This window comes from Stenotrophomonas maltophilia, assembly GCF_039555535.1.
GTDB classification, from domain to species: Bacteria; Pseudomonadota; Gammaproteobacteria; order Xanthomonadales; family Xanthomonadaceae; genus Stenotrophomonas; species Stenotrophomonas maltophilia_Q.
The window spans coordinates 4,565,028-4,578,337 of the sequence record NZ_CP154630.1; the positions used below are offsets into that span (position 1 = coordinate 4,565,028).

At 68.5% G+C, this 13,310-nt stretch carries 10 protein-coding genes; 5 read left to right on the plus strand and 5 right to left on the minus strand.

The features are described 5' to 3' along the window. The first annotated feature begins 12 nt into the window (after window positions 1-12). The 3 genes from bioH to bioC are packed head-to-tail and all read left to right on the plus strand — an operon-like array spanning window position 13 to window position 2,498. A complete protein-coding gene (bioH, locus tag AASM09_RS21000) occupies window positions 13-792 on the plus strand; it encodes a pimeloyl-ACP methyl ester esterase BioH (RefSeq protein ID WP_049431870.1) in 780 nt (259 codons plus the stop codon). Between the two features lie 29 nt (window positions 793-821). Beyond that, window positions 822-1,601, plus strand: a complete 780-nt coding sequence (locus AASM09_RS21005) for an SDR family oxidoreductase (protein ID WP_049431869.1) — start codon at window positions 822-824, stop codon at window positions 1,599-1,601. Between the two features lie 12 nt (window positions 1,602-1,613). After that, entirely contained in the window at window positions 1,614-2,498 is an 885-nt protein-coding gene (gene bioC, locus AASM09_RS21010; RefSeq protein ID WP_049431867.1) for a malonyl-ACP O-methyltransferase BioC, read from the plus strand. Window positions 2,499-2,581: 83 nt separating this feature from the next. Here the strand turns inward: bioC and AASM09_RS21015 are convergent, their stop codons facing one another. Next, the gene (locus AASM09_RS21015) at window positions 2,582-3,226 is read right to left on the minus strand and encodes a YdcF family protein (RefSeq protein WP_049432036.1); all 645 of its coding nucleotides are present in this window, start codon (window positions 3,224-3,226) and stop codon (window positions 2,582-2,584) included. Beyond that, window positions 3,211-4,173: a pyridoxal-phosphate dependent enzyme gene (locus AASM09_RS21020; RefSeq protein WP_049431865.1), complete on the minus strand. Its 963-nt coding sequence runs from the start codon at window positions 4,171-4,173 to the stop codon at window positions 3,211-3,213. The genes AASM09_RS21015 and AASM09_RS21020 overlap by 16 nt, the downstream gene beginning before the upstream one ends. Window positions 4,174-4,332: 159 nt before the next feature. Between AASM09_RS21020 and AASM09_RS21025 the strand changes: the two genes are divergently transcribed. Together AASM09_RS21025 and mnmG are read left to right on the plus strand one after the other, a co-directional pair. Continuing rightward, complete coding sequence (locus AASM09_RS21025; RefSeq protein WP_100443712.1) at window positions 4,333-4,824, plus strand: hypothetical protein; 492 nt, start codon at window positions 4,333-4,335, stop codon at window positions 4,822-4,824. A 554-nt stretch (window positions 4,825-5,378) separates the two neighbouring features. Next, window positions 5,379-7,268, plus strand: coding sequence for a tRNA uridine-5-carboxymethylaminomethyl(34) synthesis enzyme MnmG (gene mnmG, locus AASM09_RS21030; RefSeq protein WP_049431857.1), 1,890 nt, complete (start codon window positions 5,379-5,381; stop codon window positions 7,266-7,268). Between the two features lie 163 nt (window positions 7,269-7,431). Here mnmG and smeC read toward each other — a convergent pair whose 3' ends face one another. Genes smeC through smeA form a run of 3 tightly spaced genes read right to left on the minus strand, consistent with a single transcriptional unit; the run spans window position 7,432 to window position 13,202 of the window. Further along, a complete protein-coding gene (gene smeC, locus AASM09_RS21035) occupies window positions 7,432-8,847 on the minus strand; it encodes a multidrug efflux transporter outer membrane subunit SmeC (protein ID WP_049431854.1) in 1,416 nt (471 codons plus the stop codon). Then, a complete protein-coding gene (gene smeB, locus AASM09_RS21040; protein WP_100443713.1) occupies window positions 8,844-11,993 on the minus strand; it encodes a multidrug efflux RND transporter permease subunit SmeB in 3,150 nt (1,049 codons plus the stop codon). The genes smeC and smeB overlap by 4 nt, the downstream gene beginning before the upstream one ends. Before the next feature lie 12 nt (window positions 11,994-12,005). Next, the gene (smeA, locus tag AASM09_RS21045; RefSeq protein ID WP_049428941.1) at window positions 12,006-13,202 is read right to left on the minus strand and encodes a multidrug efflux RND transporter periplasmic adaptor subunit SmeA; all 1,197 of its coding nucleotides are present in this window, start codon (window positions 13,200-13,202) and stop codon (window positions 12,006-12,008) included. Between the last annotated feature and the right edge of the window lie 108 nt (window positions 13,203-13,310).

Sequence of the window (13,310 nt, forward strand, 5' to 3'; positions counted from 1 at the left end):
GCTTCGTTGCCCATGCATATTGAAGTCACCGGCCGTGGGCCGGACCTGGTGTTGATCCACGGTTGGGCCCTGCAGGGCGGCGTGTTCGCGCCGCTGGTACAGCGGCTGGCGGACCAGTTCACCCTGCATCTGGTCGACCTGCCCGGCCATGGGCACAGCCGCGAGGACACCACGCCGCTGCGCCTGCCGTTCGTGGTCAGCGCCATTGCTGCGGCCACGCCACCGGCGGTGTGGTGCGGCTGGTCGCTGGGCGGCCTGTTAGCGTTGCACGCGGCGGCAACGCTGCCGAAGGTACGCGGCCTGGCAATGATCGCCGCCACGCCGCGTTTCGTGCGTGGCGAGGATTGGCCGCACGCGGTGGAACCGGCAGTGTTCGAGCAGTTCGGGCGCGAGCTGGCCAACGATTTCGGCGGTACCCTGGAGCGCTTCCTGGCGCTGGACGTGATGGGCTCGGCGCACGCCCGCGAGGAGCTGCGCACGCTGCGCCAGCGCCTGGTCGAGCGCGGTGCCCCCACTGAACGCGCCCTGCTGGAAGGCCTGCGCCTGCTCGAAAGCACCGACCTGCGCGGTGCACTGCCAACGCTGGGCAAACCCAGCCTGTGGATCGCCGGCCAGCGCGACCGCCTCGTGTCACCGGTCGCCATGCAGGCCGCTGCGGCGCTGACCCCGGGCGCGCAGTCACTGACCGTCGCCCACGGCGGCCATGCGCCCTTCCTCGGCCATGCCGATGAGGTGGCCGCCGCCCTGCAACACTTCGTTGCCCGCCTGTCACCGGCCGATGGCGGACAATGAGCGCCTACCGAATTCCGCAGGACTGACGCATGGATCTGGGTATCACTGGTCGCTGGGCACTGGTCTGCGGCGCAAGCAAGGGGTTGGGCCTGGGCTGCGCGCGCGCGCTGGTGCGTGAGGGCGTGAACGTGGTGGTCGTAGCGCGTGGCGAGGCTGCACTGCAGGTCGCCGCCGACGAACTGCGTGCACTGCCCGGTGCCGGTGAGGTACGCGCCGTCGCCGCCGACGTCACCACCGAGGCCGGCCGTACGGCGGCGCTGGCCGCCTGCCCGCAGGTGGACATCCTGGTCAACAACGCCGGTGGCCCACCGCCGGGTGATTTCCGCACCTTCGAGCGCGACGACTGGATTGCCGCACTGGATGCCAACATGCTGGCGCCGATCGCGCTGATTCGCGCCACCGTGGATGCAATGATCGAGCGCGGCTTCGGCCGCATCGTCAACATCACCTCGTCGGCGGTGAAGGCACCGATCGACATCCTGGCACTGTCCAACGGCGCGCGCAGCGGCCTGACCGGTTTCGTCGCCGGCCTGTCGCGCCGCACCGTGGCCCACAACGTCACGATCAACAACCTGCTGCCCGGCCAGTTCGACACCGATCGCCTGCGCGCCAACTTCGCCCACAGTGCGGGCAAGGACGGCGACGCCGCGGAAGTGGCCGAGCGCCGCCGCCAGCAGATTCCCGCCGGCCGCTTCGGCACGCCGGACGAGTTCGGCGCCGCCTGCGCCTTCCTGTGCAGTGCACAGGCCGGTTACCTCACCGGGCAGAACCTGCTGATCGACGGCGGCGCCTACCCCGGTACGTTCTAAGAGACTTTCGCAATGCCGTCCCACTTCGATGCCCGCCATGTCCGTCGCGCATTCGCGCGTGCCGCCACCAGTTACGACGCTGCCGCCGCCCTGCAGCGCGAGGTGCAGTCGCGGCTGATCGAGTCGCTGGACTACCTGGAGGCACGCAAGCCCGAGGTGGTGCTGGACATTGGCGCAGGCACCGGCCACGCCAGTGCGCTGATGAAGAAGCGCTGGCCGAAGGCGCAGGTGATCGCGCTGGACGTGGCGCTGCCGATGCTGGACCAGGCCAAGCGCCAGGCCGGCTGGTGGAAGCCGTTCCAGCGCCTGTGCGGCGATGCCAGTGCGCTGCCGCTGGCCGACAACAGCGTGGACGTGATCTTCAGCAACCTGTGCCTGCAATGGGTGGATGACCTACCGGCGGTGTTCGCCGGGTTCCGCCGCGTGCTCAAGCCGGGTGGCCTGCTGCTGTGCTCGACGTTCGGCCCGGAAACGCTGATCGAACTCAACGAAGCCTTCGCCGCCGCCGACGACCGCCCGCACGTGAGCCGCTTCGCGCAGATCGCGCAGTTCGGCGATGCACTGATGATGGCTGGCTTCCGCGACCCGGTGCTGGACCGCGATCTGTTCACCCTGACCTACGACGACCTGCCATCGCTGATGCGCGAGCTGCGCGCGATGGGCGCGACCAATGCGCGGGTAGACCGCCGCCATACCCTGACCGGGCGCGGACGTTTCGCTGCCGCCGCGGCCGCGTACGAACCGATGCGTGGCGCCGACGGCAAGCTGCCCAGCAGCTGGGAAGTGATCTACGCCCACGCCTGGGCACCGGACCCCGGTGCGCCGATCCGCGAAGGCGGGCATGACGTGGCCTCGGTGCCGGTGTCGGCAATTCCGATCCGGCGCAAGCAGACCTGACTGCCTGGTAGTGCCGGCGGCATCGCGATCTGGCAGGTTGTGCCGACCAAGGTCGGCAGCCACCCAAAGCAGGCGGCCACCGCTCAGGTATTGGCCGGCGAACTCAGCGGCGGGCGCACCAGGTCGCGGTGGAAGAAGTAGATTTCCTGCACCAGGAAGCGCCAGCTGGTATGGAAGCTGCGGAAGCGCGTGCTGGGTGTGGACGAGGCCAGCGCATCGATGCCCAGCGCCTTGCTCAGGCGCAGCGCGCGCGCCATGTGCAGCGGGTCGCTGACAATGATCACCCGGTGCAGGTTGCGCTGGTCCATCAAGCGTTTGGCTTCCACCAGGTTCTGCACGGTATTGCGCGACGCGGTCTCGATCAGGATCGCGTCATCCGGCACGCCATGCTTCAGCGCGTAGCGCCGCGCCACCTGCGATTCGGAGAAGCGCGCGCCGGTGCCACCATAGCCACCGGTGAAGATCAGCAGCGGCGCGTAGCGTGCTTCATACAGGTCCAGCCCGTGGCGGATGCGCTCCTCGAACACCGGTGACGGCTTGGCGTCATAGGCCGCGGCACCCAGCACGATGATGGCGTCGGCCTTGGCGGCCTGGTCGCGTTCACCGATCCAGACGATCCAGGCGGTCACGCCCAGCAGCCAGATCACCAGCAGCACGAACAGCCGCCACAACCAGCCCAGCAGGCCGGTGCGTTCGCGGTGCCGCCCGCGGCTCACGCCGCCTCCCAGCGCAGGGCTGGCAGGTCGACGTTGCCGCCGGACAGCACCAGGCCCACGCGCAGGCCGGCGAAGCGCTGCGGCTGCGCCAGCACCGCAGCCAGCACGGTGGCCGAAGAGGGTTCCACCACCTGCTTGAGCACCTCCCACAGCAGGCGCATCGCCACCAGCGTCGCGGCGTCATCGACCACGATCACCTCGGCACCCGCGGCGCGCAGCAACTCGAAATTGGGCGCGCCGATCAGGGTACGCAGGCCATCGCAGATGGTGTCCGGGGTAAACGCGCCATGGCGCTCGCCGGTGGCCAGCGAGCGCGCGGTGTCATCGGCACCGGCCGGCTCGGCCAGAATCAGCCGCGTGTGCGGACTGGCGTGCTGCAGGGCCAGCGCGGTACCGCTGGCCAGGCCACCGCCGCCCACCGGCACCACCAGCACATCGAACGGGCCGTCGCTGTGCAGCAGTTCCAGGGCCGCAGTGCCCTGCCCGGCCATCACCGCCGGGTCCGTATACGGATGCACCAGGGTCGCGCCGGTATCGGCCTGCACCCTGGCACAGGTGGCCTCGCGGTCGGCGATGGTCGGCGGGCAGCGCCAGAGCGTGGCGCCGTGGCGGGCGATGTTGGCCAGCTTGGCGGCCACCGCCCCTTCCGGCACCACCACATGGCAGGGGATGCCGCGGGTGCGTGCGGCCAGGGCCAGCGCGGCACCGTGGTTGCCGGAGGAATGGGTCACCACGCCAGCACTGGCGCGATCAGCATCGAGCGACCACACGGCATTGCAGGCACCGCGGAACTTGAATGCGCCGCCGCGCTGCAGGTGCTCGGCCTTGAACGCCAACTGTGCGCCGGTCATTGCATCGAGCGTGCGCGAGCGCAGCACCGGGGTCACGCTGGCATGCGAGGCGATCCTCGCAGCAGCAAGCAGGACGTCATCGGCGCGGGGGAACAGTGAATCGCTCATGACGCAAGATTAACGTATGCCCCTGCGCTGGCGACCGGGGCACAGGTCATGCCAGCATGCGGGCCTACGCCTCCATTCATCCTGGCCAGCCGAATTAAGGGCCGATTCAATGCCCGCGCACGAAGCTGGCTGCACACCCGTCCTCTGGGGGGACCCACCATGAAAATGCGCCTGTTGCTTGCCGGTGGCCTGTTGCTGGGCCTGACTGGCTGCACCACCTACGACTATGTAGGCGGTGGCCGCGGTGGCGGCTACTACCACGGCGCGCCGTCGGTGGAGTACCGCTACCCGGCCGGCTATCCCTACAACTACGGCTACCCGTACTACGGTGGCTATGGCGGCTATTACGGCGGCTATGGCAACCCGTACTACTCGCGCCCGATCTACCGTCCGCCGCACAACCACCGCCCGCCGCCGCGCCCGCCCGGCAACGGTGGCGAGAACCGGCCGCCGCCGCCGCCGCGGCCGTCGTACAACGGCGGTTCCCCGTGGCGGAACATGGATTCGATGCGCCGCCCGCCGCAGTCGAACATGCAGCCGCCGGCGCCCGCGCCGCAGGCCCGTCCGGCCCCGGCACCGAGTGCGCCGAGGATGAATGGTTCCCCCTGGCGCAACATGGATCGTGCGACGCAGCGCACAGTTGAGCGCTGAACCGTCTTGCATTTCACACGGTCTAAGCCGCAATCTACGCGGACAGTGACGGCCCGCGTCACAAAGTGACAAAAACGACACGGGCCGCCGCAAAAAGCTCTACGTCGATATCCGACAGGAACATCTGGATCCCCCCTGTTCCGGCCCTGTCGGATGTCGGCACCTCTGAAGGCAGACGGCCCCGCATTGCGGGGCCGTTTGTTTTGGGGACAGTCCAAGCGCCATTCGCGCAGGCCCGGTTTCAGTAGATCCACGCCATGCGTGGATGAAGCTCTCCCTACAGCCCCAAAAAAAACAGGGCCGGACAGTCCCCCGACTGCCGGCCCTCTGCTCCCCCATCGTGCGCCTGTACCGGCCCCTGTTCCAATTCCGGTCACGGGCGCCTTCGGCGCCAGCCACGATGGGTGCTATTGGGTTATCTGCAAAAATCCTGCCAACTTTAGGGCCGATTTCGCCGCCAACGGGCCGGCGCCGGCGTCCGGGCCCCGAATGGCGCTAAAATCGCCACCCCGGCGCCGCCCCCGGCCGCGCCTGCCCCAAGCTGAACAGCCCCCATGAACCCGTCCTTCCATCGTTACGACGTCATCGTCATCGGCGGTGGCCACGCCGGCACCGAAGCCGCGCTGGCCGCAGCCCGCACCGGCGTGCGCACCCTGCTGCTGACCCACAACATCGAAACCGTGGGCGCGATGAGCTGCAACCCGGCCATCGGCGGCATCGGCAAGGGCCATCTGGTCAAGGAAATCGACGCCCTGGGCGGGGCGATGGCGCATGCCGCCGACCGTGCCGGCATCCAGTGGCGCACGCTCAACGCGTCGAAGGGCCCGGCCGTGCGTGCCACCCGCTGCCAGGCCGATCGCAACCTGTACCGCATGGCGATCCGCGCCATCGTCGAAGGCCAGGACAACCTGACGGTGTTCCAGGCCGCGGTCGATGACCTGGTGATCGAGGGCGACGCCGTGCGCGGCGTCATCACCCAGACCGGCCTGCGTTTTGACGCCGGGGCCGTGGTGCTGACCGCCGGCACCTTCCTGGCCGGCAAGATCCACGTCGGCCCGACCCAGTACGCCGCCGGCCGCATGGGCGACCCGCCGGCCACCACGCTGGCCGCGCGCCTGCGCGAGCGTCCGTTCCAGGTGGACCGCCTGAAGACCGGCACGCCGCCGCGCATCGATGGCCGCTCGCTGGATTACAGCGTGATGGACGAGCAGCCAGGCGATTCGCCGCGGCCGGTGATGTCCTTCCTCGGCTCGGTGGACGAGCATCCGCAGCAGGTCAGCTGCTGGATCACCCACACCACCGAGCAGACCCACCAGATCATCCGCGACGCGCTGCACCGCTCGCCGCTGTACAGCGGCCAGATCGAGGGCATCGGCCCGCGCTACTGCCCGTCCATCGAAGACAAGGTGGTGCGCTTCGCCGAGAAGGCCAGCCACCAGATCTTCGTCGAACCCGAAGGCCTGGGCATCGTCGAGATCTACCCCAACGGCATTTCCACCTCGCTGCCGTTCGACGTGCAGCTGGAGATGGTGCGCAGCATCCGCGGTTTCGGGAACGCGCACATCACCCGCCCCGGCTATGCGATCGAGTACGACTTCTTCGACCCGCGCGGGCTGAAGGCCTCGCTGGAAACCAAGCTGGTCAACGGCCTTTTCTTCGCCGGCCAGATCAACGGCACCACCGGCTATGAAGAAGCCGCCGCGCAGGGCCTGCTGGCCGGCCTCAACGCCGCACGCCAGGTGCGTGGGCTGGACGGCTGGTGCCCGCGCCGCGACGAGGCGTACCTGGGCGTGCTGGTGGATGACCTGATCACCCACGGCACCAACGAGCCGTACCGCATGTTCACCAGCCGCGCCGAGTACCGCCTGCAGCTGCGCGAGGACAATGCCGACCAGCGCCTGACCCCGGCCGGCCGAGAGATGGGCCTGGTCGATGACCGCCGCTGGAACGCGTTCGAGACCAAGCAGGCTGCGGTGGCCGCCGAGCGCGCGCGCCTGGGTGCGCTGTGGGCGACCCCGGCCAATGCGCTGGGACGTGAAGTGCGGGACACGCTGGGCGTGGCGGTCAGCCGCGAAACCAATGTGCTGGACCTGATCAAGCGCCCCGAGCTGGATTACGCGCAGCTGATGCAGGTGCCGTCTCTGGGCCCGGCCGTGGCCGACGGCAAGGTGGCCGAGCAGGTGGAGATCGGCGTGAAGTACGCCGGCTACCTGGATCGCCAGCGCGAGGAAATCGAGCGCCAGCAGCGGCATGAGGCCACGCCGATCGCCGAGGCGTTCGACTACGCGACCGTGCGCGGGCTGTCGGCCGAAGCGCTGCAGAAACTGGAGCGCGTGCGCCCGCAGACCATCGGCCAGGCGCAGCGGATTCCCGGCATGACCCCGGCGGCGATCTCGCTGCTGCTGGTGCACCTGGAGCGGGCGCGCCGCGGCCGCGTGGCGTAACGCGCCGCTGCGCTCGCCGGGCATGGCCCGGCGCTACCGTGCATTGGCGGGGATTCATCCACGCATGGCGTGGATCTACTGCCGCCCGCCCTGGTAGATCCACGCCATGCGTGGATGAAGGCCTCCGTGCCGACCAAGGTCGGCAGCTACCGGAACGAACGCGCTATCGTGCGTCCGCGCCGCCGCCCAATACCTTGAACAACGTCACCCGGTTGCCCGCTTCCTGCTGCTGCAGCGAGATCAGGTCCTGCTGCGCGGCATACAGGCTGCGCTGTGCATCCAGCGACTGCAGGTAGCCATCCAGCCCGGTGCGGTAACGTGCATCGGCCAGCGTGTAGCTGCGCTGGCTGGCGGCCACCAGCGCGCGCTGCGCGTCCATCTGCGCGGTCAGGTGGTCACGCGTGGCCAGCGCATCGGCCACTTCGCTGAAGGCCTGCTGGATCACCTTCTCGTACTGCGCGATGCCGATGTCCTTGCCGATCTTCGAGGCATCCAGCGATGCCTTCAGTGCGCCGGCATGGAAGATCGGCGCGGTGATGCTGGGCGCGAACGACCAGCCACGGGTGCCGGCCGAGAACAGCGTCGACAACGCGGTGGAGCTGTGGCCGTAGTTGGCAGTCAATGTCAGCGTCGGGAAGAATGCAGCGCGCGCGGCACCGACATCGGCGTTGGCGGCCTGCAACGCATGCTCAGCGGACAGCACATCCGGGCGCTGCAGCAGCACGCTTGAAGGAAGATTGGCAGGCAGCGGCGCCAGTGCCACGCTGCCCTCCAGCACCTGCGCGGTCGGCAGCAGTGCCGGATCCAGCGGCGACCCCACCAACAGCTGCAATGCATCGCGATCCTGCGCCTGCTGTGTCTGCAGCTTGGCGAGCGCGCCGCGCGCGGCTTCCACGCTGGTCTGTACCTGCGACAGATCCAGCCCCGAGGCGAGCCCCTGCGCATGGCGGGCCTCGGTGCGCTGCAGGGTCTGCTGCTGGCTGTCCAGGGTCTGTTGCGTGAATGCCAGCGACTGCCCATCGGCCGCCAGCGCCAGCCACGCCGTCGCCACTTCGGCGACCAGGCTGGTGCGCGCCGCACGCTGGTTCTCGGCACTGGCCAACCAGTTCTGCAGGGCCTCGTTCTTCAGGCTGCGGATGCGTCCGAACAGATCCAGTTCCCAGCTGCTGATGCCGACCTGCACGGCATCGGATTCGGTTACCTGGGTGGCCCCGGCTTCACTGTTCGCATCGCTCACGCGCGAGCGGGTGACGCTGCCACTGGCATCCACCGACGGCAGCAGCGCCGCACGCTGGATACGGTACTGCGCGCGTTCCTTCTCCACCTGCAGCACGGCCACGCGCAGGTCGCGGTTGTTCTGCAGCGCCAGCGCGATCACCTGCTGCAGGCGCGGTTCGAGGAACACCTCGCGCCATGCCGGCATCGCCAGCGCAGGATCAGCCTCGCCCGTTGCCGCGTTGCCGAACTGCCCCGGCACCGGGGCCTCGGGCCTCTGGTAGTGCGGCGCCATGCTCACGCAGCCGCCCAGCGCGGTGGTCATCGTTGCGGCCGCCAGGGCGCGCATCAGCATCGGCTTCATGGACGTGCCTCCGGGGCAGTGGCGTGAGTCGCTGCGCGCCCCGGGAACAGGCGGCGCACCAGCAGGTAGAACAGCGGCACGAAGAACATGCCCAGCACCATCGAGGCGACCGTGCCGCCGGCCACGCCGGTACCCAGCGATCGGCGCGCGGCTGAACCGGCACCGGTGGCGAACACCAGCGGCAGCACGCCCATCAGGAACGCCAGCGAGGTCATCACGATCGGCCGCAGCCGCAGGTAGACCGCCTGCAGGATCGCCTCGCGGGTGCTCTTGCCCTGGTGTTCGAGGATGCGCGCGAACTCGACGATCAGGATGCCGTTCTTGGCCGCCAGGCCAATCGTGGTCAGCAGGCCGACTTGGAAGTACACGTCGTTGTTGAGGCCACGCAGGTTCATCATCAGCACCGCGCCGAACACGCCCACAGGCACGGCCAGCATCACCGCGAACGGCACCGCCCAGCTTTCATACAGCGCGGCCAGGCACAGGAACACGAACAGCAGCGAGATGGCGTACAGCATCGGTGCCTGGTTGCCCGACAGCTGTTCCTGGTAGGCCATGTCCGACCAGGCGTGGCTGAAGCCCTCCGGCAGCGTATCGGCCAGGCGCGCGATCTCGGCCATCGCCTCACCGGAGCTGACGCCGGGCGCCGGCTGGCCGGTGATCTCCATCGCCGAGATGCCGTTGTAGCGTTGCAGCGCGGCCGGTGCGCTGGACCAGTGCGCGCTGACCAGCGATGACAGCGGCACCATCTGTCCGGCCTGGTTGCGCACGCTCCAGCGCTCGATGTCCTGCGGCTGCATGCGCGCTTCGGCGGTGCCCTGGATGAAGACCTTCTTGATGCGGCCCTTGTAGATGAAGTTGTTGACGAAGTCGCCGCCCAGCGCCGCGTTCAAGGTGTCATTGATGTCCTGCGGATTCACGCCCATCGCCTGCGCCTTGGCGTCGTCCACCTTCACCGCATACACCGGTGCATCTTCCAGGCTGGCATAGCGCACGTTGACCAGCTTCGGATCCTTGGCAGCTTCCTTCAGCAGGGTGTTGCGCGCGGCCACGGCGGCGGCATGGCCGGCACCGCCTTCGTCCTGCAGTTCCAGAGTGAATCCGCCCGCATCACCCAGGCCGAGGATGGCCGGCGGCGAGGTGATGAACACCTGCGCATCGGGCACGCTGGCCATGGCCTTGGTCAACCGCGCGGCGATGGTATCGGCATCATCCTTGCGGTCGTCCCAGTCCTTCAGGCGGATGAAGGCCTGCCCGACGTTCTGGCCGCTGCCGGTCACGCTGAAGCCGGCCGTCGCCTGGATCGACAGCACGCTGTCGTCCTTCACCGCGGCGGCACTGAGGCGGTCCATCACCGCCCGGGTCTGTTCAAGCGTGGCGCCGGCCGGCAGCTTCACCAGCGCGTTGAGCATGCCTTGGTCTTCATCCGGCAGGAACGCGCCGGGCAGGTGCCACAGCAGCAGGCCGGTGACCACGCTCAACAGCAGGTAGAACACCACGCCCAGCGTGCGCCGGCCAAGGAAGCCATCCACCCGACGACGCAGGCCGTTGGAGGTGCGTTCGAAACGGTGGTTGAACCAGATGAAGAACTTGCCCAGCAGGCTCGGCTCGCCGCCGTGGTCGCCGTGCGGATGCCCGCCCTTGGGAATCTGGTGCAGGATGCTGCCGCACAGTGCCGGGGTGATGGTCATCGCGACCAGGACCGACAGGATCATTGCTGCAGCAATCGTCACCGAGAACTGGCGGTAGATCACCCCGGTGACACCACTGAAGAACGCCATCGGCAGGAACACCGCGGTCAGCACCAGCACGATGCCGACCAGCGCGCCGGTGATCTGGCCCATCGCCTTCAGCGTGGCCGGCTTCGGCGCCAGCCCTTCGAAGGTCATCACCCGTTCCACGTTCTCCACCACCACGATGGCATCGTCCACCAGCAGGCCGATGGCCAATACCAGCGCGAACATGGTCAGCGTGTTGATCGAATAGCCGAACGCGGCCAGCACGCCGAACGTGCCCAGCAGCACCACCGGCACCGCGATGGTCGGGATCAGGGTGGCGCGCCAGTTCTGCAGGAACAGGTACATCACCAGCACCACCAGGATGATCGCCTCGACCAGGGTTATCACCACTTCCTTCAGCGAGATGGTCACGAACGGCGTGGTGGTGAACGCCACGTGGGCGGTGTAGCCATGCGGCCAGTACTTCTGCAGCTGCTGAAGCCGCGCATCGATGGCCTTGGACACGGCGATCGCGTTCGCACCGGCATTGAGTTCAATGCCCAGCGAGGCCGACGGCTTGCCGTTGAAGGTGCTGATGCTGTCGTAGCTCTCCGGGCCCAGGCCGATCGTCGCCACGTCGCCCAGATGCACCACGCTGCCGTTGGCATCGGCCTTGAGCACCACCTGCGCGAACTGCTCGGGCGTGTGCAGGCGGCTGCGCGCGGTCACCGTGGCGTCGAGCTGCTGGCCCTTCAGCGCCGGCTGGCCGCCGAGTTCACCGGCCGAGACGTCGGTGTTCTGTGCCTGCAGCGCGGTCTCGATGTCCGACGGCATCAACGCGTACTGGCGCATCTTCTCCGGGTCCAGCCAGATGCGCATGGCGTACTCCTGGCCGATCGGCTGGATGTTGCCGACACCACTGACGCGGCTGATCTGGTCATCGATGCGCGCTTCCATGAAGTTGGCGACATCGAAGTTGTCCATGCTGCCGTCTTCGCTGGTGAACGACAGCACCTCGAAGATCGAACCACTGGACTTGGTGATGGTCAGGCCGTTCTGCTGCACCGCCTGCGGCAGCGTGGCCATGGCGGCCTGCAGCTGGTTCTGCACCTGCACCTGCGCGGTGTCCGGGTTGGTGCCGGTGGCGAACACCAGGTTGACCTGCGCCGAGCCGTCGGAGGCGCTGGTGGAGGTCATGTACATCAGGTGGTCCAGGCTCTGCTGGGACTGCTCGATGACCTGGGTGACCGCGTTTTCCACGGTCTGCGACGAGGCGCCGGTGTAGGTGGCGCGGATGGTGATGGTGGGCGGGGCGATCTGCGGATAGCGGTCCACCGGCAGGATCAGGATCGCAAGCAGGCCGAGCAGGCTGACCGCAATGGCGATCACCCAGGCGAAGATCGGCCGGTCGATGAAGAAACGAACCATGCGCGGCAGGCCTCAGTGCGACTTTTCGTCGGTGTTGCCGTTCGGGTCGATCGCCGGCATCGCCGCCAGCTGCGCCGTCGTGGCCGCCACCGCCTTCACCTGCTGGCCCAGTGATACCGCACTGCCGTTGCTGACGATCACCCGTTCGCCGGACTTGAGACCATCGGTGATCTGCCACTGGTTGCCGACCACCTGGCCGATGCTGACCCGGCGCTCGACCACATGGTCCTTGGCATCGAGCAGGCGCAGCAGCGGCTCGCCGCGTTCGTTGCGCACCACCGCCTTCTGCGGCACCAGCAGCGCGCGCGCGTCGGTGGCCATCGGCAGCACCGCCTTCAGGTACATGCCGGGCAGCAGCAGGCCCTCCGGGTTCGGGATGACCGCACGCAGCACCACATTGCCGGTGCCCGGATCCACCGCGCTGCCGACGAACTCCAGGGTGCCCTCATGCGCATAGGTGCTGCCGTCCTCCAGCAGCACCTTCACCTGTGCCTTGCCATCGATGGCCTTCACCAGGCCCGCATCGAGCTGCTTGCGCAGCGCCAGCATCTGCGTGCTGGACTGGGTGACATCCAGGTACACCGGGTCCAGCCGCTGGATGGTGGCCAGCGCGGCGTCCTGCCCGGCCGCGACCAGCGCACCCGCGGTCACGCTGGAGGTGCCGATGCGACCGTCGATGGGCGCGGTCACCCGCGTGTAGTCGAGGTTGATGCGGGCGGCCTGCAATGCAGCGCGCGCGGCGATCACGTTGGCCTGCGCCTGCTTCAACGCCGAGGTGGCGTCGTCGGCATCCTGCTTGCTGGCCGCATCCATGCTCACCAGCGCGCGGGTGCGCTCGGCCTTCGGTTGTGCCGACAACACGGTGGCCTCGGCCTGCGCCAGCTGCCCGCGGGCGGTATCGAAGGCCGCCTGGTATGGCGCCGGATCGACCTGGTACAGCAGCTGCCCTGCCTTGACCTGCTGGCCTTCGGTGAACAACCGCTGGCGGATCAGGCCACCGATCTGCGGCCGCACCTCGGAGATCTCGAACGGCACGGCGCGGCCGGGCAGGGTCTGCTGTAGTGCCAGCGGCCGCGCGCTGGCCGTGATGACGCCCACTTCGGGCATGGCCGGTGCTTCAGTCCTGCCCGCCGAACAGGCCGCCAGGGCCAGCAGCAGGGGCAGCAGCAGGGGACGCGGGGAACGGGACAGCGGGCGCAGGAGGGACATGGGGGCGTGGGGGCCTTGCGTTGACCCGTGCACGCTGCCGTGGAACTGTGCAGAGAATATGGAGATTGTGCGACCGGCTCAGCTGGCGCTTGCTTTCGGCGCCGCATG